The sequence below is a fragment of the Paenirhodobacter sp. genome, from assembly GCF_047600745.1.
Classification (GTDB): Bacteria; Pseudomonadota; Alphaproteobacteria; order Rhodobacterales; family Rhodobacteraceae; genus Rhodobacter.
Genome location: NZ_JASGKI010000001.1, coordinates 350,013 through 368,900 on the forward strand (window position 1 = coordinate 350,013; position 18,888 = coordinate 368,900).

An 18,888-nucleotide genomic window follows, 5' to 3' on the forward strand; every position below is an offset into this window, starting at 1 on the left:
TGGGGAACAATGATGCCTTCCCTCCCGACAGACTGATTGTCGACATTATCTACCTCGCGGTCACCAGGCTTCGCGAACAGCGCCCCGGGATCGTGATCGTCAATCTCTCCATCGGAAATCGCTATCGGCCATTCCACAATCACCTTTCGCCCTAGGCCCGCCTACTGGATCGCCTGGCCTATCGCTTCGGCCTGCTCTTTGTGGTGAGTGCCGGCAATCAGGTCCTCCCGTTCGGCATGCCGGACTATGCAATCAGCCGAGACTACGAGGCTGCAGACGCGGCAAGCCGCGCGAGATCAATGATCGCTACGCTGCATGGCGTCATGGCGGACCGTCGCCTTCTATCGCCGGCAGAAACCGTGAACGGCATCACCGTCGCTGCCGGAAATATCGATGCTGTCGGTCCTGCGGATCGCGCATTGGCGCGAACCTTGATCGATCCCTTTCCGGCTCACGTCGCGGCGAACTCCTCGAGCAGCCTGGGACCGGGCTTCGCCAGATCAGTCAAGCCGGACATTCTGATGCCCAGCGCCAAGGAACATATGACCTGTGTCGGCAATCACAGGCACATCGACGTCCGTCCGGCAGGGGCATCGCGCGGCGCCGGTCTCAAGGTCGCGGCACCACCACGTGCGGGTCGGGAGAACCTTGACGGATATTCGAATGGCACTAGCGCAGCAACGGCGCTTGCATCGCGTACCTGTCACCGCATTCACGATGCCCTTGAGACGGCCTATGGCGAGGCGTTTCTGCAGATCCCACCCGTAGAGCGCGCGGTTCTGCTGAAGGTCCTTCTGGTCCATCCGGCGCAGTGGCCGCAGGAGACTGCCGAACTCATCAAGTCCACACTTGGGCCTACGGGTCGCGGCCAGGCGTCGAAGCAGAAGGACAATATTCGGCGCTTCCTCGGCTACGGCTATGTCAATGCTGATGACGCGCTCGCCTGCGCAGCGGATCGAGCCACGTTCTTCGCGACAGGAGTCCTGAGGGCAGATCGCATCGCAACCATCGACGTGCCGGTTCCGGTTGCAATCGGAGGAAAGGCAAGACCGCACAACCTGTCAGCGACCATTGCGTGGTTTTCGCCGGTCATGCCGGGCCGCAAGAGCTATCGCAGCTGTCGGCTGAAGATCCTCACACCGGCAGAACTCGACGCTCTCGCCGTTTCGGCGGAGCGTTGGCATCCAGACGAGAACCAGAGCAATCGCGGGACTGTCAGCTCGCGGCGCTGGAGCGGAGCAAATGCACCCGTCGTCACGCCCAACATGACGATACCCTTGGTGGTGCAGCGCGATCCCGATCAAGGCGCGCCAGTTGATGAGGCGATACCTTTTGGATTAGCCGTGACAATCTCAATGGCGGGTGAAATCGGCATCTACGACGAGGTGCGTGCCCGCCTCGCACCGCCAGTCCAAGCGCGTCCGGCCGCAGGGGCTTGACGCTACAACTTGGCACAGACGGTTGCCGAATTACGTCCCGCTTCTGCCGGTAGCAGCGCGTCACAGCTCAACGGCGTCGCAGATACGCGAATGACGCAGTTGCCTGCTGAGGTTTGAAAGACAGTATTCTTCCCTCCGCTGCCGATCCTCGGTTTTTCGGTGCCGTCCCGGCTTTCGTCACTGTGCGTCCCAACCTTCGCGTGGTCCCAACCCTGTCCCAACATCCCGAGGGGGTTAGGGACACGAAAAGCCTCGCAAAAACAAAGGTGTCCCCAACCTCACCCCGTGGTCCCAACCTTTTGCTACACATTCATGTGGGAGAACGGAAAAGGTCGGGAACATGCTTTTCTATACGAAAAGAGAAGGATCCCCGTTGGGGACACCGAGGTTGGGACCACATCCGGTCAAGTTATTGTATGGGAAAGATAAAGGGCTGTCCCAACCCCCTCGAAGGTTGGGACCACACGCTTGGAGGTTGGGACTGGGGCGGGTCGAACGTTGATCGCCGCCGCGCTCTTGATCGTTTTCGCTTTGGCGCCGGTCCGCCCGGTGCTAAATGTTGCGGTGACCAAAGCCGAAGGCCCACAGCTTGTGAGCCTTCACGATGAACACACCGATCTCTGCGCAGGACGTCCGCCCCGAGCCGGGCGCAATCTCTCGGTCTTGCATTCTCGCCCTCGACCTCGGCACGACGACCGGCTGGGCCTCGCGTGGCTATGACGGGCTGATCACCAGCGGCACGGTCAGCTTCCGGCCCGGCCGCTTCGACGGCGGCGGGATGCGCTTCCTGCGCTTCACCAACTGGCTGACCGAACTCGACCGGCTGTCGGGTCCAGTCGCGGCGATATGGTTTGAGGAGGTGCGCCGCCACGCCGGCACCGACGCCGCCCATGTGTTTGGAGGTCTCCTCGCGACGCTGACGACATGGGCCGAGTTGCGAGGCGTTCCCTACTGCGGCGTTCCGGTCGGTACGATCAAGAAGCACGCGACAGGCCGCGGAAATGCACCCAAGCAGGACATGATCGTCGCGGCACGCACTCGCGGTTTCTCCCCTGCTGACGACAACGAGGCCGATGCCATCGCCATCCTCCTGTGGGCGATCGAGACGAACGGGGGCTTGGGATGAGATGGTATCCGAGAGGCTATGGCGGCACGTGCCGGGATCCTGATCGCGTCAAGCAGGACGGCTGGCACGACCATGGGTTACTGGCGGTGTCCGTCGACGATGACCGCCTGACATGGCCGGAGCGCGAACTGGTCCGTCAACTCGGCGAGAAGCTGTATGGCCAGCGTACCGATAGCCGAGAGGCCGCCAATGGCTGACTGGACACCCACCATGGTCGAGGACCGCCTAGAGAGCGCTGCCGATGTCTTCCGGACGCTGCCCGAGGTGAAGCCGCACGGCTATTTCAACGCGTGGCCCGAGTACTTTCACAGCTTCGCCGACCAAGTTGGCCAAGAGCCGCAGATGCGTCGTCCGCGTCCGGGTCCGCACCAGATCACAGAGGCCGAGGATACGCTTCTCTGGCTGCGCTGGCTCGACCCGGCCGACGCGCGCGTGCTCTGGCTCCGGGCGAACCGCAAGCCGTGGAAGCCGATCTGCTGGGAGCTGGGCATCAGCCGCGCCACGGCCAACCGGCGCTGGCAGTACGGGATCGCCATGATCGTCTGGCGGCTGAACGGGAAGCGGGTGCCGCGAAAGCGGTCGATGGAATTCGTGGTGGCAAAGGTCACACCCTAGCCCTGTCAAGTATCGTCGCGCAAGCGAGACACTTTCATGCGAGACACCGGACGCCAAGACAACCAGCCACTCCGACGCTATCAATCAGGGTATACTCGGGAGAGGAGCGCGCAGGTAGTAGCCGCGCCGCTGGCCTCCGGGGTCCAGCGAGGGAACCAGTCGGGGTCCGATTTGCCAAGCCTTTGATATCTTGGTTCCTTCCTGGCGATATTCGTATACTGGCGGGCGAAGCGCGGGACATCGCCAGCGACAGGGTCGGATTTTTGGGAAGCCATCCGGAAGCCAGGTCCATCTGACCCCGCGCAAACACCAATGAACGCTGGCCTTCCGATCGGACATCCCTGGTAGCCGCTGGACCCCGCTTGGAGTCCGGCCCGGCATCCGGAGTCCGAAAGCCACCGGCATCCACCTGACCGAGGAACCTTGCCCACCATGACGCTGAGCTTCGCCCCGGATGCGATCGAGACGTGGCCGCTGTCGCGCCTCCAGCCCTACGCGAAGAATGCGAAGGTGCATGGCGCCGACCAGGCCGCGAAGATCGCCGCCAGCATGGCCGAGTTCGGCTGGACCGTGCCGTTCCTCGTCGGCGAGGACGGCGAACTGATCGCCGGCCACGGGCGGGTGCTGGCCGCCACGCAACTCGGGCTGCTTGAGGCTCCGGTGATCGTGCTGGGGCATCTGACCGAGGCGCAGCGCCGGGCCTACCGCCGGGCCTACCGCATCGCGGACAACAAGCTGACTGAACTTTCGAGCTGGGACGAGGCGCTGCTGTCGGCCGAACTGAACGACCTGCTGGCCGAGGATTTCGACCTGTCGCTGGTCGGGTTTTCCGACGGCGAGTTGGACAAGCTGCTGGCCTACGTCGCGGAAGACGACGGTGAAGAAGGTGGCGCCGGGGGCTCCGTGCCGCCGGTGACCATCCCCGAACCGCCGCGTAACCCGGCGTCCCGTACGGGCGATCTGTGGATCCTCGGCGACCACCGTCTGCTCTGCGGTGACAGCACCAGCGCTGCCGACGTGCGCCGCCTGATGAATGGCGAGCGGGCGATCCTTTTCGCCACCGATCCGCCGTATCTGGTGGACTACGACGGCTCGAACCATCCGACCCGGAACAAGGACTGGTCGGCGTCCTACGGCACGACCTGGGACGACAGCTCGCAAGGCGCGGAACTCTACGACGGCTTCATCGCCACAGCCATTGCCGAGGCGATCACCGAGGACGCCGCCTGGTATTGCTGGCACGCCTCGCGTCGCCAGGCGATGCTAGAGGCCTGCTGGGAAAAGGCCGGGGCCTTCGTTCACCAGCAGATCATCTGGGTGAAGGACCGCGGCGTCCTGACCAGGTCCCACTACCTCTGGAGACACGAGCCCTGCTTCATAGGTTGGCGCCGCCCGAACCGCCCGCCGAAGGTGGCGGAAGAGACATTGCCCTCAACCTGGGAGATGCCGAGCTTCGCGAGGGACGAGCGGCCGGATCACCCCACACCGAAACCGCTCGACGCCTTCGGTATCCCGATGCGCCAGCACGTCGCGCGCGGCGGGCTCTGCTACGAGCCGTTCTCAGGCTCCGGCTCGCAGATCATGGCGGGCGAAGCCAATGGCCGGCGCGTCTTCGCGATGGAGATCAGCCCGGCTTATGTTGATGTCGCCGTTGAACGCTGGCAGGCCGAAACCGGCCGAGAGGCGATCCTCGATGGTGATGGTCGGACGTTTGGAGAGGTGAAGGCCGAGCGGCTGGGGGATACCTCAGTCGAGCCCCAAATCCTCCCCGAAACCGCCGTGTGACATGCATGACCTGGCTCTACCTTCCTCCGGATGTGCTTCCGGAGCCGGAGACGCATGCCTGTTCGGCCTCTCCCTCTGTTCCGGCGCGGGTGAGCTCGATCTCGGACTCGCCATCGCCATCCCCGGATATCGTGCTGTGGGCCATGTCGAGCGGGAAACCTACGCCGCAGCCATCCTCGTGGCGCGGATGGAAGACGCGGCCCTGGATCGCGCGCCTGTCTGGGACGATGTTGCCAGCTTCGACGGCCGCCCTTGGCGCGGCACGGTGGATATCGTCACTGCGGGCTATCCGTGCCAGCCATTCTCCGTCGCGGGCAAGCGCCGGGGCGCCGACGATCCGCGCCATCTCTGGCCTCATGTCGCCCGCATCATCGGCGAGGTCGAACCTCCCTTCGTCTTCCTCGAGAATGCCGCCCATCATCTCCGCCTCGGTTTCCCCGAAGTCGCCGCAGGACTGGTCGGCATGGGCTACCGTCTTGCGGCAGGCCTCTTCACGGCGGCGGAAGTCGGCGCGCCCCACAAGCGTGAGCGGCTCTTCATCCTCGCCATCCGCGAGGGCGACGAGCTGGCCGACCCCGCGCGCCTGCTCTGGCACCCGGTCGAGTGGCGGGAACCGGACGGAACTGCTGCGCCTCTGGCCGACGCCGAGGGCCAGCGCCAACGAGAACCGACAGACGAAGCCAACGCCGTCGCAGGAAGCGGGCCAGCACGGCATGAACCTCGCGACCACGGCCGCAATGTGGCCGACGCCGATGGCGAACGATGGCTGCAAGCCGAGCGCGGGCAATCGCCGCTCGGCCGACCTGACCCACTCAGCGGGGATGTGGATGACGCCGACTGCCCGCGATCACAAGGATGGCGCGACGAGCCTTGCCAACACGCCGGTGAACGGCCTGCTTGGCTGCCAGGTCCTTGTGACGCCGATGGTTGGGCGCGATACCTCCGATGCGCGCCGGACCTTGAACCCGCTGTTCGTCGAGGCGCTGATGGGCTGGCCCACCGAGTGGACCGGCGTCGCCTCTGTGGCAACGGCGTTGTCCCCCTGGTTGCGGCGCATGCGCTGCGAACTCTGGCGGCTGAACTGCTGGCCGATGGATGAGGCAGCGGCATGAAGCAGTCCCGCCTCATGTCGCTGGTCGAGTCCGTCGCCAACGTGATCGTTGGCTACGGCGTCGCGGTCGTGACACAGCTGATGGTCATCCCATGGTTCGGTCTGCCCGCGCGTCTCGACGACGCGCTGGCGATCGGGGCGATCTTCACCGTCGTGTCGATCGCGCGTTCCTTCGCCCTGCGGCGCCTGTTCGAGGCAATCCGGATGCGGGGCGACTAGATGGAGTAGGTGCCGAAGGGCTTTCCGAACTTCTCAACGCCCGACTTTCCCAGCAACGTCAGCTTGTTGTGCAGCTTGTGGCCGGGAGAAGCGTTTCGGGCCTCGCGAGCCCAGACCTTGGCGTCAATTTCCCAAACATCGAAGTTCGTTCCGTCCGGGGTGAAAGCACAGAGAACGACATTGATCCGCTCGAGAAGAGTGTTGAGACATCCCCATTGGGTGTTGCGTCCCTTCGCTGTGCGCAGCGTAGCTCGCCGACCGTCAGGTAGTTTGAGTTCTGTTGCCACAGGGCTGACGAGGTCGCCGATTTTGCTCGCAAGTGCCCGGCCAGCTGAGATGCCAAACTCATACCCCTCGCGGCCGGTGAACTCGTCCTGTCCGCCGCCCGGCTTGGAGGGTTTCGTCGATACGACCTTGGGAGCCTTCGGCAGAAATTCGTCCAAGGCACGAACCGCAACGGATGCGGCCGATAGACTAGGGTTCTGAGTCAAGAATTCGCCGAGACGGGATGCCAGATTGGGATCCAGTCTAACCGTGATCGAGTCGACCATGCGCGCCACCTTTCAAGAGGGTTGACGCACATATCTTGCAAGCCAACGATAGGAGTCGTCAAGAGGTATGATTCATACCTCTTGACGTGTTGTAATTCCGCGAAGCTGCGTCCAGTCAAGCGATGCGGTAGACCCGCCCCCGGTTCTCGACCTTCTCCGAGGTCACCTCGAGACCGAGCTTCTTCTTCAGCGCCCCGGCCATCGCGCCGCGCACCGTGTGCGACTGCCAGCCCGTCGCGGCCATGATCTCCTCGATGGTCGCCCCCTCGGGCGCGCGCAGCATGGCGATCAGGGTGGCCTGCTTGGTTCCCTCGCGCGGCGTGCGCGTCTTGGGCGCGGCCTTCCGCTCGGTGGGGGTGTCCCGCGCGGGCTCTTCGGTCGGCGCGTCCGTCGCGCCCGCAGGCGCGGTGTCCGCGTCTTCGGGCTCGATGCCGATGGCGGCGAGGCCTGCGTCGGTGGCGACCAGCGTGACGCCGTGGCCGTCGCCGGTCTCACGCCACATGGGCTCGCTCTTCCGCAGGTCGGCGTCCACCTCCTGCAAAAGGCCCTTGGCGATCATTGCGCCGACCACCTTCGAGGCAGCGCCGCCGCGCAGGCTTCTCGGGCAGCGGCAGGGCGATGCGGTCCTCGCGCTGTGCGGCGGCGCTGAGGATGATAGCTTGGGTGTCAGAAAGCTTGGTCATGGGGTTGTCTCCGTATTCGGGCCCGCATCATGCGGCGCCTTCTACGACCCCGAGCCGCGCAGGGCGCGCGGCGAGAGTTCCGGCGGTGCCGGAGATCAGCGGGCGTGTTCGCCCTCGCCGAAGGCGCTGTCGGTGATGCGCTTGAGCAGGCTGGCGTAGTATTCCAGCGTGCCGACCATCGCCCAACCCGCCTCGTCGGGGGCGCAGTTGAAATGGTTGTCGCTGAGCGTCTGCAGGCGGTCGAGCATCTCGTCGATCTCGGCCTTTCTTGACGATGAAGGCGGCGAGTGCGTTCGCCCGGTTCCTCGAACCGGTGGCGGAATCGGGCTCACCCTTGTTCCGGCGCGCCTTATCTGCGCGGAGCTCAAAGCGCGGGGTGGTGATCGGGTTCAGGCGGGTGGTCATCGTCGTGGCTCCGTGATCGAGGCTTATCAACTCCATAAGATCATGATTCTTAATGATAATCTGAGTTGTCGATGCAGGGCATAAGCGAGCGCCAGTACGCCGCCCATGTCGGGCTGTCGCGCGGCGCGATCCAGAAGGCGAAGACCGCCGAACGGCTGGTCCTCTATCCCGACGGCAGCATCAACGCGACCGCCAGCGATGCGCGGCGGGCGGAGACGACGGACCCGTCCAAGACCCGCAAACCACCCACGTCCAAGCTGAAGCCCGTTCCCGAGGCGGCCGTGGCCGCCGTCGGCGACACGCTGCGCGAACAGGGGCTCGCCGCGCCGCTCGTCGGCGGGGGCACGACCTTCCTGCAGGCCAAGACCGCGAACGAGGTGCTGAAGGCGCAGGAGCGGCGCATCCGGCTCCAGAAGCTGAAGGGGGAGCTGATCGACCGGACCCGGGCGCTGGCGCTGGTGTTCCGGCTGGCGCGGGAGGAACGGGATTCATGGGTGAACTGGCCTGCGCGCGCGGCGGCGCTGATGGCGGCCGATCTCGGCGTGGAGCCTGCCGCGATGCAGAAGGCTCTGGAGAAACATGTACGCGCCCACCTCGACGAACTCGCCGAGGTCCGGCCCGACTTCCGATGATGGCGAGCATGGTGACGATGGGCTGACCGGGTTCGACGGCGCGGCGGAGATCCTGCGTGCCTGGGGCAACGGGCTGCGGCCCGACCCGGACCTGACCGTGTCGGAATGGGCGGACCGGCACCGGATGCTCTCGGGCCGCGCCTCGACCGAACCCGGGCGGTATCGTACGACCCGCACGCCCTACATGCGCGAGATCATGAACCGGCTGTCGCCGGGCGATCCCGTGCAGCGGATCGTGTTCATGAAGGCCGCGCAGGTGGGCGCAACCGAGGCGGGCAACAACTGGATCGGCTTCGTCATCCATCAGGCGCCGGGGCCGATGCTGGCCGTCCAGCCGACGGTGGAACTGGCCAAACGCAACTCACGCCAGCGGATCGACCCGCTGATTGAGGAAAGCCCCGATCTGCGGGAGAAGGTCAAACCCGCGCGGTCGCGCGATGCTGGCAACACGATGCTGTCCAAGGAATTCGCGGGCAGCATCCTGATTATGACCGGCGCGAACTCGGCGGTCGGGCTGCGCTCGACCCCGGCGCGTTACATCTTCCTCGACGAGGTCGATGCCTATCCGGCCTCGGCCGACGAGGAAGGCGATCCGGTCACGCTGGCCGAGGCCCGATCGCTGACCTTCGCCCATCGGCGCAAGGTGCTGCTGGTTTCGACTCCCACGATCCGGGGGCTGTCACGCATCGAGCGCGAGTTCGAGGCGTCGGATCAGCGACGCTACTTCGTGCCGTGCCCGCATTGCGGCGTGATGCAATGGCTGAAGTTCGAGCGGCTGCGCTGGCAGAAGGGCCGCCCGGAAACGGCGGAGTATCACTGCGAGGGCTGCGAGACGCCCATCGCGGAGCATCACAAGACGGCGATGCTGGAGGGTGACGAATGGCGGGCGACCGCCGTGGCCGCCGATACGACCACAGTCGGCTACCACCTCTCGGACCTCTATTCGCCGGTGAGCTCGCTGAGCTGGCTGCGGATCGCACGCGGCTGCGAGGCTGCCCAGGGATCAGACGAGGCGATCAAGGCGTTCCGCAACACGATCCTCGGCGAGACATGGATCGAGGCCGACGAAGCGCCCGCCTGACAGCGGCTCTATGACCGCTGTGAGGCATGGCGGCCCGGAACGGTCCTGCGAGTGGCCTGTTCCTGACCGCCGACGCCGACGTCCAGAAGGACCGGATCGAGATCGACGTCTGGGCCTTGGGCTCGAAAGTTGGCTCATCGATCACATCGTGATCGAGGGCGGGCCATCCGATGGATGGCCCGATAGAGTCGCATTACCCGGCAAGGCGCGCGAAAATGCTGGTGACCTGAAGAATGTGGGAATAGCACGCTTTGCTCTTCCCCATTGTCTGCGGATTGTGATCGGCCATTTCCTTGTAGGCTTGGTCTGCTGCGCGGATCAGTTCATCGTCCGTCAACACCTTGGGCGGCTGCAACTGCCAGCGCAAGCCGTTGTACTTGATGAAAACCGAGTTCGCGGCGATGATCGGGAAGATCAGGCCGTCTGGCACTTCCTTGATCTGCCGCCCTTCCCTTTCAATCGAACGGATACCTGTCCCAACAAAGCCCTGATGCACTTTCCATTTAGCGTAAAGCTCCCAAGCGAGCGGCGCTACGTCAAGGAAGCACTTGTAGACATCCTGATTTTCTTGGTCATCGACCAAGCGCTGAAACAGTTTCAGGCAGCGCGTTTTCTGACTATAGGAGAATACCTTATTTTCGGGGTCAGCCTGCGCGCCGAACTTCTTCATCATTTCTGCGGGCAGCAGTGCGAATGTCACCTGAATGAGTTTCTCCGTGTCAAGGCTGCCGCCCGTGTCGTTCTGGTCGCTCTCGGATTTCTGCAACTCGACGCCCGGGAACTTAGTCCGCATATGGGCTTCCAACTCATCTAGTTGGCCCCGCCGCCCCGCGATAGACAACGCCCGGACATCGTTCTGAAAGTTGCGGGCGATAGAAATGTCCGCAATCAGATCATCATCGTCCGTTACGATGATCTCAAACCGTATGCTCGGCTCGATGTAATCGGCATTGAAGGTCTTGGCGAAGAAGCGACGGAGTTCGCCCTGAGTTTGGGACCCATTGATGATGCTCGGCTTGAGCAACGTCATCTGCTTCACCTTGTCGTCTACCTCTGCATCACGGGCAACGATCACGATGCCGCCGTTGAGGATCGAAAACAACTCGGTGTTCGCCTCCAACGTCTTGCGGATCGCTTGGTGAACAAGCGTCGGGGTCTTCTTCTGCTTTCCTTTAGCCTCGACCAGATACTCGCGGACGTTTTCATTGTCGTCGAGTTCCAGCACCGAACGGGCGGGAGCCGTGCCGGAATAAACTTTACGACCCGCCGATTGATCCTCAGGCGAACTGATATTCCGACAATTATGATAGGGAAACGCGAACAAATTCGTGGCTGCGCTCGCAGACATCATGGTAGTACCTCATTTTCCGCTGTCCGCCACCAAAAGGCGCGTCCACCTGGACGACCCCGACGAGACAACATCACATTGATAGCACAACGGAATATGCAGATCAACAATATCGTCGGCGCGAGGATCATGCCGCAAGCGGCGACGAGGCGCTGGACCGCCGCGTCGACGATCTCTTCGAGCGATGGGCCGAGGCCTGCGATGCGGACGGCCAGCTCGATTTCTACGGGCTGCAGACCCTGATCTGCCGGGAGATGATCGAAGCGGGCGAAGTGCTGGTGCGCCGTCGCCTGCGGCGATCCTCGGACGGTCTGCCGGTGCCGTCGCAGCTTCAGGTGCTGGAGGCCGATTTCCTCGATGCCACGAAATCCGGCGTCCTCGGTGCGGGTCGTCTCGTCCAGGGGATCGAGTTCGACCCGGTCGGCAAACGCCTGGCCTACTGGCTGCACAGCGAACACCCCGGCGATGCCTATAGTGCCCTGCGCGGCGGGTTCGACAGCCACCCGGTCCCGGCGACCGACATCGTCCATGTCTACGAGAAGCAGCGCACGCAGGCACGCGGTGTTCCCTGGGGTGCGCCGGTGATCCGGGCGCTGCGTGATCTCGACGATTACGAGGTCGCCGAAATCGTCCGAAAGAAGACCAGGCCGGCGTCACCGCCATCGTCTTCGGCGACGACGAGGCGCAGCAAGGCATCGCGCCGTCCGTGGTCGATGCCGATGGCAACAAAGTCGAGCAGTTCGAGCCGGGGCTGATCGCCTATGCGCGGGGCGGCAAGGACATCAGGTTCAACCAGCCTTCGGCCACCGGCGGCTACGGCGAGTACAAGCGGGCGAGCCTGCACACGATCTCGGCCGGGTTCCGGGTGCCCCACGAGCTGCTGACTGGCGACCTCAGCCAGGTCAACTATTCCTCGATCCGGGCCGGGCTCGTGGAATTCCGCCGCCAGATCGACGCCGTGCAGTGGCAGTTGTTCATCCCGATGTTCTGTGCGCCGGTCTGGCGTTGGTTCACCGAGGCCGTATGGGCCGCAGGCCAGATCCCGTCCCCGGACGTGCCCGTGGAATGGTCGCCGCCCAAGTTCGACGCCGTCGATCCCTACAAGGACACGATGGCTGACCTGCTGGCGATCCGCTCGGGCACGATGACGCTGGCACAGGCCATCTCGCGGCAGGGTTACAGTCCCGATGCGGTGCTCGAGGAAATCGCCGCGACCAATGCCAGGCTCGACGAATTGGGCCTGGTCCTCGACAGCGACCCGCGCCGTGTCACCAAGACCGGCAGCGCGCAGACCAATGATTCCACGAACGATCCGGCCACCAGCACCACCGCCGATGTGGAAACCGATCCGGCGCAAGCCGCCGCCGACCAACAGGACTGACCCATGGACACGATGATCGAACTGCCGGCCATGCGCCGGTCGGCGGAGCTTGCCCCGAACACGGCCGATGCCGACGCCCGCACCGTCGAGGTGATCTGGTCGGCGGGCGCGCGCGTGCGACGTGCGACATTCTTCGGCGAGCCCTATGACGAGGAGCTGAGCCTTGACCCTGCCCATGTGCGGCTCGACCGGCTGAACGCGGGCGCGCCCTTCCTGAAGGTGCACGAACTCGACACGCTCGACGCGGTGATCGGCTCGGTGGTGCCGGGTTCCGCCCGGATCGAGAACGGCCGGGGCATCGCGCTGGTGCGGATCTCCGAGCGCGCAGACGTCGAGCCGATCTGGCGCGACATCCAGGCCGGGCACATCCGCGCGGTCTCGATCGGCTACCAGGTCCACCGCTTCGAGGTCTCGAAACCCGAAGCAGCCCGCGAACTCTGGCAGGCAGTGGACTGGACACCCTTCGAGGTCTCCGCCGTCGCGGTCGGCGCCGACCCCGCAGCGTGCTTCCGCGCCCAGCATCCCCTTCACGACTGCGTCCTCCACCGCCGGGACGCCCCCACAGAGCAAGGAGCATCCCCGATGACCGATAAGACCGAGAAGCCCGGTGAGTGACGCCGCACCCCCCGCCAGCAACCAACCGACCGAGCCGGTCGAAGCCGAGGACACCATCATGACCGAGCCGAAACCGGCTGCGCCCGACTCGAAGGTCGCCGCCAGCGAGACGCGCAACCAGCCGAAGCTTCCAAAAACTGATGCCCCCGCTGCGCCCGACACCGAAGCCGTCGCCACCCGCGCCCGCGAGGCGGAGCGCGACCGCGTCTCGACCATCTACGATCTCGCGGGCCGTCTGAACCTCGAGCGCAGCTTCGCCGAGGATTTGGTCAAGCGCGGTGTCGGCATCGACGAGTCCCGCCGCCTGATCCTCGATCAGGTCGCTGCGAAGTCGGACGAGACCCGGACCTTCCCGCATGTCTCGATCCCGCTCGGCGGCCAGGATGAACGCATCACCCGCCGTGACGCGGTGGCCAACGCGCTGCTGCACCGCTACAGCCCGACGCTGTTCCAACTCGCGGACGCCGCGCGCCAGTACCGTGGCATGACGCTCCTGGAACTCGCCCGCGAAAGCCTCGGCAATGCCGGGGTGAACACGCGGGGCCTGTCGCGCGACGAGGTGGCGACGCGGGCACTGCATTCGACGTCCGACTTTCCCGAGATCCTCGCCGCTGTCACCAACAAGACGCTGCGGCAGGCCTACGAGGCCTATCCCCGCACCTTCATGCTGTTCTGCCGCCAGGTGCTCGCCACCGACTTCAAGGCGATGCACCGGGTCCAGCTCGGCGAGGCGCCGCAGCTTCTGGAGGTCGGCGAGAGTGGCGAGTTCAAGCGCGGCACGCTCGGCGAGTCGAAGGAGAGCTACAAGGTCAAGACCTATGGCCGGGTGGTCGCCATCACCCGCCAGGTGCTGATCAACGACGATCTCGACGCCTTCACCCGGATCCCGGCGATGTACGGCAACTCCATCGCCCAGCTCGAGTCGGACGTGGTCTGGGGCATCATCACCGCCAACCCGGCGATGGCCGACGGCAACGCGCTCTTCCACACCACGCACAAGAACCTCGCGGGCACCGGCGCGGCGCTGGCCGTCGATGCGGTGGGGGCGGCCCGCGCGGCCATGGCCAAGCAGACCGGCCTCGACAAGAAGACGGTGCTGAACATCCGCCCCGCTTTCCTGATCGTGCCCGCCTCGCTGGAACTGAAGGCCGAGCAGCTGGTCGCGCAGAACCTGGTGCCCGCGTCCAGCAGCAACGTGGTGCCGCAGTCGATCCGGATGCTGGCGCCGATCAGCGAGCCCCGGCTCGATGCCGCCAGCGAAACCGCCTGGTATCTGGCGGCCTCTCCGGCCCAGATCGACACGATCGAGTACGCCTATCTCGAGGGTCAGCAGGGTGCCTACATCGAAACCCGCAACGGCTTCGACGTCGACGGGGTCGAGATCAAGTGCCGCCTCTTCGGCGCCAAGGCCATCGACTGGCGCGGCCTCTACAAGAACCCCGGCGCGTAACCCTAACCCGATGACGAACCCTGACATGCAGGCGGTCCTGACGGGCCGCCCTTCGTCTTTCCACGAGGATTACCCCATGAAAAACTACGTCCAGCCCGGCAACACCATCACCCTGACCGCGCCCTATTCCGTCGCCTCCGGCGATGGCCTGCTCGTCGGCTCCATCTTCGGCGTCGCCGCCGGAGCGGCCGCCCTCGGCGAGAGCGTCGAGACCGCGCTCGTCGGCGTCTTCGACATCACCAAAGTCGGCTCGCAGGCCTGGACCGTGGGCGCCAAGGTCTATTGGGACGACAACAACAAGCGCTGCACCACGGTCGCCACCGACAACACCCTCATTGGCGTGGCGACCGTGGCCGTGGCGAGCGGCGAGGGCGACACCATCGGCCGGGTCCGCCTGAATGCGACGTTCTGATGAGCGCTTTCGCCGCCGCCTTTGGCGCGCTCTTCGCCGATCCGAACATCGGCCGGGACGCTGTCTATATCGCTGACGGCGGCGCGCCCATGCTGGTGCGCCTCGTCGCCCGGCGTGCCGACGCGGTCACCGACTTCGGCGATGCGCGGCTCTGGTCCGAGACCACCCGGATCGACCTGCGCGTGGCCGAGGTGGCGAACCCGCGCCCCGGCGACCGCATCGAGATCGATGGCGACGCCTTCCTCATTCAGGGCGAGCCCGTCCGCGACCGCGAGCGGCTCGTCTGGACGGTCGATCTGAGGCCCGCGTGAAACTGAAGCTCGACATCGATCCCGACATCGTCGCGATGATGCAAGCGGAGGTGGCAGTCGGCGAACGCGCCGTGACCACCGCCATGCGCGAGGCCGGGACCGGGCTGAAATCGGCGTGGCGGCTGCTGATCACCGGCGCGGGGCTCGGGCCTCGGCTGGCCAACTCGATCCGGAGCCAGAACTTCCCGAGGTCGGGCGAGAGCCTGGACGCCGCCGCGCTGGTCTGGTCGAAGGCCCCGGTCATCGTCGGCGCGCACGACACCGGCCCGTTGATCCGCTCCAAGAACGGGTTCTGGCTGGCGATCCCGCTGCCTGCCGCAGGCAAATCCCTGCGCCTGCGCTTCGTCTATCGCCGCACGGGTCCGAGCCTGCTGGTGGCGGAGGGCCGGCTGAACACCAAGGGCCAGGCGGTGGTGTCGCGCTCGAAAACCGGGCGCGGCAAGGTCACCGCGCCGATCTGCCTGCTGGTGCCGCAGGTCAAGCTGCCGAAGCGGCTGGACCTCGCGCGGGATGCAGACCGGGCGTTGGACAGCGTGCCGGGGCTGATCGTGGCGAATTGGGTGGAGGATAGAATGTGATGTCTACTTTCCCAACGGGGTAGTCGTGGTCCGCAGGCGTCAAAAATGTCTCTGGCGAAAAGACATAGGCGTAAACCGGCATCCGGCGATGCCAGGGTTCCAGTGCAACAAGAGCGGCTGTAGTTGACCACGACGGCGTGTTCGGTGGAAGGTCGAAATCTACGGTCTCACGTCTGACGCCTAAGGACAGTTGAACGAAAATGTACTGCTATGTAGACGAAAGCGGCAATACTGGGGCCAACCTATTTGATCCGGCTCAGCCCGTCCTCTATTATGGCTTAGTCACCTCCAAGACGAACCTCGACGTCACGGCCGAGCCTCTCCTGCGGGCGGCTCGCGCGAAGCTCGGCGTCGAACGTCTCCATGCCAACGCACTCGGCGTCGGTCGGCTATCGGAGATTGCCCCAAGCCTCGGCCGCTTCGCCGTGAAGCGCGATGTCCGGTTCTCGCTCTATAAGGTCGTGAAGCCCGATTATGCTGTGATTACCTTCTTCGACCAGGTGTTTGATGCTGGTCTCAACGACGCTGTTCCGTGGCACCACTACTGGACACCACTGCGATATGTCCTCGTTTTCAAGGTCGCCCATCTCTTCGACGTGGAGACGTCGAAGGCAGCCTGGGCGGCGCGGCAGGAGACGAACCCGGCAAGGGCCGCTGAGGCTTTGCGCACAATTTGCACCACCCTGCAGGGGAGGCTTAATCGGCTACCGGATGCTCGCTCTCGAGAAGCTGATCTCCGGCGCTTTAACCTGGGCAGCTGCGAACCCGTTCGAGATCAGCTATGGAGCAGGCAATAAGGACAGCGCACTTCAGATTTCCCCAAATCTGGTCGGCTTCCAGCAGGTCCTACAGTACATCGCTATTCAGGCGCGGAAGCAGTCAAAGCAGGTACGTCAGATCACTGTCGATCGGCAGACGCAATTCAATCGAGCACAAGGTGAGTTGTCGGATATCTATCGTAGGCTACGAGGCCACAAGCAGAGTATGGGGCCGGGGATGCCAGAGATGGACATGACGAACATGCCTGAGGTCCCGCCTGTATTCCGTCCTGGCGACGAGAGTGCCGGCCTTGAGATGGTCGATGTCGTGCTGTGGGTCGCGAAGCGGCACGCGGAGGGCAAGCCGATCTCGGCGGAACTGGCGGAGATGCTCAACGCCTTCGCCAAGCGCGGCAGGACGGACGAGGTCTCACTACGCGGCCTCGAACGTCGGTGGAGCTTCCTCCTCGACCTACCGGAGCCCGAGGTGCCCTTGCCTGAAGACCTGGCAGCTCGGATCGAGAAGTGGGAAGAAGATCGGCGAAGAGCCGTAGAAAGTTGCTGACACTGACGTTGCAGAAGATCGGAGTTTCTCCCTGAACTTGCAGGCTTTCGAAAGCGCATCTCAGCGCCGGGTAATAGGGTTCGAAGCGTTCCTTCTTTGCATGCGCGCGATAGCAGGAAACCATGTCCACCCCTCGTGAAACCATCCTCGCCGCGCTGCACGCGTGGCTCTCGGCGCTGCCCGCGACCGCCCTGCGCGGTGAGGTGCTGCCCGAGCGCGTGCCGGCCGAGGGCCTGCTGATCCTGCGCGACGGTGAGCCGGGCGAGCCGGAGGTGACGCTGTCGCCGCTGACGTACCACTACCAGCACCGGGCCGAGATCGAGGCGGTCGTGCAGGGTTCCGACCGTGACGCCGCCTTCGACACGCTGACCGCCAGCATTGGTGCGGCGCTCGCCGCCGACCGCACGCTGGGCGGGCTCTGCGACTGGGTCGAGGTGGAAGCGCCGCGACCGGTCGATCTGCCGGTCGAGGGCGCGGCCAGCCTGAAGGCCGCCGTGATCCCGGTGGTGCTGCACTATTCCACGGCCGATACGCTCGGCTGATCCCGACAATCCGAGGAGAACACCATGGCGCGAGCCCAGGGGGCGCGGGCGCTGATGGCGCTTGCGTTCGAGACGACCTATGGAACCCCGCCCGCCAGCGGCTTCGCCCGCATGCCCTTCGCCAGCACCTCGCTCGGCGCCGAGCAGCCACTGATGAACTCGGAACTGCTCGGCTACGGCCGCGATCCGCTGGCGCCGGTCAAGGATGCGGTCACAGTTGATGGCGATGTCGTGGTGTCGCTCGACGCCGAGGCTTTCGGCTTCTGGCTGAGAGCCGCCTTCGGCGCGCCGGTCACCACCAGCACGGCGGCGACCGGCACCATCGCCTTCGCGGCCAATCCCACCGAGGGCGATACGATCACGCTGGGCGGCGTCACCTGGAGTTTCGTGGATGACAGCCCCGGCACCGGCGAGACCGCGATCTCGGGAACCCTGTCTGCCACGCTGGCGGCGCTGGTCTCGGACCTGAACGGCTCGGCCGACCCGGAGGTCGGCAAGGCGAGTTACTCCAATCCGCTCGGCACCGATGAGCTGCTGATCACCTTCGACAGTGCCGGGACCAGCGGCAACGCCTTCACCATCGCCGCCTCGGCCGCGACCGCATCCGGGCCGCAGCTGACCGGCGGCGGCAGGATCCACAGCTTCCAGTCCGGGTCCTGGACGCTGCCCAGCATGTCGATCGAGACCGGCATGCCCGAGGTGCCGCGCTATGCCATGTATTCCGGCTGCGTGCTCGACCAGCTGACCTGGCAGATGCAGCGCTCCGGTCTGCTCACCGCCACAGCGCGGCTGGTGGCGCAGGGCGAAACAGTGGGCACGACGACGAGCGCTGGAACACCCGCCGCGCTGGAACTGAAGCGCTTCGGCCATTTCAACGGCGCGATCACGCGCAACGGCTCAGCGCTCGGCAACGTGGTCTCGGCCGAGATCACCTATGCCAACAACCTCGACCGCATCGAGACGATCCGCTCGGACGGCCGCATCGACGGCGCGGACCCGTCCATCGCCGCGCTCACGGGGCGGATCGAGGTCCGCTTCGCCGATCAGACGCTGGTGACGCAGGCGATCAACGGCGAGGCCTGCGAGATGGAGTTCGCCTATGTCCTGCCTTCGGGCGAGAGTTTCACCTTCACCGTCCACGCCGTCTACCTGCCGCGCCCGCGCATCGAGATTTCCGGGCCGCAGGGCGTGCAGGCCAGCTTCGACTGGCAGGCCGCGCGCGACAGCGCGGTCGGCCGGATGTGCACCGCCACCCTGATCAACGACATCGAGGAATATTGA

22 protein-coding genes and 3 pseudogenes are annotated in these 18,888 nt (G+C 65.0%); 21 read left to right on the forward strand and 4 right to left on the reverse strand.

Annotation, left to right across the window (positions count from 1 at the left end; all coding sequences use genetic code 11):
* The first annotated feature begins 191 nt into the window (after positions 1–191).
* From QM789_RS01845 to QM789_RS01880, 8 genes and pseudogenes are all read left to right on the forward strand, one after another.
* Positions 192–1,439: a S8 family serine peptidase gene (locus QM789_RS01845; protein ID WP_420350743.1), complete on the forward strand. Its 1,248-nt coding sequence runs from the start codon at positions 192–194 to the stop codon at positions 1,437–1,439.
* A 604-nt stretch (positions 1,440–2,043) separates the two neighbouring features.
* Complete coding sequence (locus QM789_RS01850) at positions 2,044–2,565, forward strand: crossover junction endodeoxyribonuclease RuvC (RefSeq protein WP_420350268.1); 522 nt, start codon at positions 2,044–2,046, stop codon at positions 2,563–2,565.
* Positions 2,562–2,762 (forward strand): hypothetical protein, encoded by a 201-nt coding sequence (locus tag QM789_RS01855; RefSeq protein ID WP_420350269.1) that lies wholly within the window; start codon positions 2,562–2,564, stop codon positions 2,760–2,762. The genes QM789_RS01850 and QM789_RS01855 overlap by 4 nt, the downstream gene beginning before the upstream one ends.
* Entirely contained in the window at positions 2,755–3,180 is a 426-nt protein-coding gene (locus QM789_RS01860; protein WP_420350270.1) for a DUF6362 family protein, read from the forward strand. The genes QM789_RS01855 and QM789_RS01860 overlap by 8 nt, the downstream gene beginning before the upstream one ends.
* 432 nt (positions 3,181–3,612) lie before the next feature.
* On the forward strand, positions 3,613–4,965 hold the full coding sequence (locus QM789_RS01865; RefSeq protein ID WP_420350271.1) for a site-specific DNA-methyltransferase: 1,353 nt from the start codon (positions 3,613–3,615) through the stop codon (positions 4,963–4,965).
* Position 4,966: 1 nt separating this feature from the next.
* Positions 4,967–5,473 (forward strand): annotated as a pseudogene (locus tag QM789_RS01870) (DNA cytosine methyltransferase); the annotation flags it as partial.
* Between the two features lie 319 nt (positions 5,474–5,792).
* Positions 5,793–6,077 carry a hypothetical protein gene (locus tag QM789_RS01875; RefSeq protein WP_420350767.1) on the forward strand — a complete coding sequence of 95 codons (285 nt, stop codon included), beginning with the start codon at positions 5,793–5,795 and terminating at the stop codon, positions 6,075–6,077.
* Positions 6,074–6,295 carry a DUF7220 family protein gene (locus tag QM789_RS01880; RefSeq protein WP_420350272.1) on the forward strand — a complete coding sequence of 74 codons (222 nt, stop codon included), beginning with the start codon at positions 6,074–6,076 and terminating at the stop codon, positions 6,293–6,295. Before QM789_RS01875 ends, QM789_RS01880 begins: the two co-directional genes overlap by 4 nt.
* On the opposite strand, the gene QM789_RS01885 is transcribed toward QM789_RS01880, so the two are convergent.
* From QM789_RS01885 to QM789_RS01895, 3 genes and pseudogenes are all read right to left on the reverse strand, one after another.
* Positions 6,292–6,846, reverse strand: a complete 555-nt coding sequence (locus QM789_RS01885) for a hypothetical protein (protein WP_420350273.1) — start codon at positions 6,844–6,846, stop codon at positions 6,292–6,294. The genes QM789_RS01880 and QM789_RS01885 overlap by 4 nt on opposite strands.
* Positions 6,847–6,961: 115 nt before the next feature.
* A pseudogene (locus tag QM789_RS01890) lies at positions 6,962–7,529 on the reverse strand (DUF3489 domain-containing protein).
* Positions 7,530–7,624: 95 nt separating this feature from the next.
* Positions 7,625–7,777 (reverse strand): hypothetical protein, encoded by a 153-nt coding sequence (locus QM789_RS01895; RefSeq protein ID WP_420350274.1) that lies wholly within the window; start codon positions 7,775–7,777, stop codon positions 7,625–7,627.
* A gap of 228 nt (positions 7,778–8,005) precedes the next feature.
* On the opposite strand from QM789_RS01895, the gene QM789_RS01900 reads away from it, so the two are divergent.
* On the forward strand, positions 8,006–8,566 hold the full coding sequence (locus tag QM789_RS01900) for a hypothetical protein (protein ID WP_420350275.1): 561 nt from the start codon (positions 8,006–8,008) through the stop codon (positions 8,564–8,566).
* Positions 8,514–9,820, forward strand: a pseudogene (locus tag QM789_RS01905) (phage terminase large subunit family protein); the annotation flags it as partial. The gene QM789_RS01900 and the pseudogene QM789_RS01905, both read left to right, overlap by 53 nt.
* Positions 9,821–9,840: 20 nt before the next feature.
* Here the strand turns inward: QM789_RS01905 and QM789_RS01910 are convergent.
* Positions 9,841–10,998, reverse strand: a complete 1,158-nt coding sequence (locus QM789_RS01910) for an AIPR family protein (protein WP_420350744.1) — start codon at positions 10,996–10,998, stop codon at positions 9,841–9,843.
* 149 nt (positions 10,999–11,147) lie between these two features.
* Here QM789_RS01910 and QM789_RS01915 point away from each other — a divergent pair, with 149 nt between their 5' ends.
* The 11 genes from QM789_RS01915 (at position 11,148) to QM789_RS01965 (ending at position 18,888) form a co-directional block, all read left to right on the forward strand.
* Positions 11,148–11,750 carry a phage portal protein gene (locus QM789_RS01915; RefSeq protein ID WP_420350745.1) on the forward strand — a complete coding sequence of 201 codons (603 nt, stop codon included), beginning with the start codon at positions 11,148–11,150 and terminating at the stop codon, positions 11,748–11,750.
* The gene (locus QM789_RS01920; RefSeq protein WP_420350276.1) at positions 11,702–12,376 is read left to right on the forward strand and encodes a phage portal protein; all 675 of its coding nucleotides are present in this window, start codon (positions 11,702–11,704) and stop codon (positions 12,374–12,376) included. The genes QM789_RS01915 and QM789_RS01920 overlap by 49 nt, the downstream gene beginning before the upstream one ends.
* Before the next feature lie 3 nt (positions 12,377–12,379).
* Positions 12,380–12,991 (forward strand): hypothetical protein, encoded by a 612-nt coding sequence (locus QM789_RS01925; RefSeq protein WP_420350277.1) that lies wholly within the window; start codon positions 12,380–12,382, stop codon positions 12,989–12,991.
* A 58-nt stretch (positions 12,992–13,049) separates the two neighbouring features.
* Complete coding sequence (locus QM789_RS01930; RefSeq protein WP_420350278.1) at positions 13,050–14,441, forward strand: prohead protease/major capsid protein fusion protein; 1,392 nt, start codon at positions 13,050–13,052, stop codon at positions 14,439–14,441.
* 76 nt (positions 14,442–14,517) lie between these two features.
* Entirely contained in the window at positions 14,518–14,853 is a 336-nt protein-coding gene (locus QM789_RS01935) for a DUF2190 family protein (RefSeq protein ID WP_420350279.1), read from the forward strand.
* A complete protein-coding gene (locus tag QM789_RS01940) occupies positions 14,853–15,164 on the forward strand; it encodes a head-tail joining protein (RefSeq protein WP_420350280.1) in 312 nt (103 codons plus the stop codon). Before QM789_RS01935 ends, QM789_RS01940 begins: the two co-directional genes overlap by 1 nt.
* Positions 15,161–15,742: a DUF6441 family protein gene (locus QM789_RS01945; RefSeq protein WP_420350281.1), complete on the forward strand. Its 582-nt coding sequence runs from the start codon at positions 15,161–15,163 to the stop codon at positions 15,740–15,742. Before QM789_RS01940 ends, QM789_RS01945 begins: the two co-directional genes overlap by 4 nt.
* A gap of 200 nt (positions 15,743–15,942) precedes the next feature.
* Complete coding sequence (locus tag QM789_RS01950) at positions 15,943–16,539, forward strand: DUF3800 domain-containing protein (RefSeq protein WP_420350282.1); 597 nt, start codon at positions 15,943–15,945, stop codon at positions 16,537–16,539.
* The gene (locus QM789_RS01955; RefSeq protein ID WP_420350283.1) at positions 16,454–17,065 is read left to right on the forward strand and encodes a hypothetical protein; all 612 of its coding nucleotides are present in this window, start codon (positions 16,454–16,456) and stop codon (positions 17,063–17,065) included. Before QM789_RS01950 ends, QM789_RS01955 begins: the two co-directional genes overlap by 86 nt.
* A 122-nt stretch (positions 17,066–17,187) precedes the next feature.
* The gene (locus QM789_RS01960; RefSeq protein WP_420350284.1) at positions 17,188–17,607 is read left to right on the forward strand and encodes an acyl-CoA transferase; all 420 of its coding nucleotides are present in this window, start codon (positions 17,188–17,190) and stop codon (positions 17,605–17,607) included.
* 24 nt (positions 17,608–17,631) lie between these two features.
* Positions 17,632–18,888, forward strand: a complete 1,257-nt coding sequence (locus QM789_RS01965) for a phage tail tube protein (RefSeq protein ID WP_420350285.1) — start codon at positions 17,632–17,634, stop codon at positions 18,886–18,888.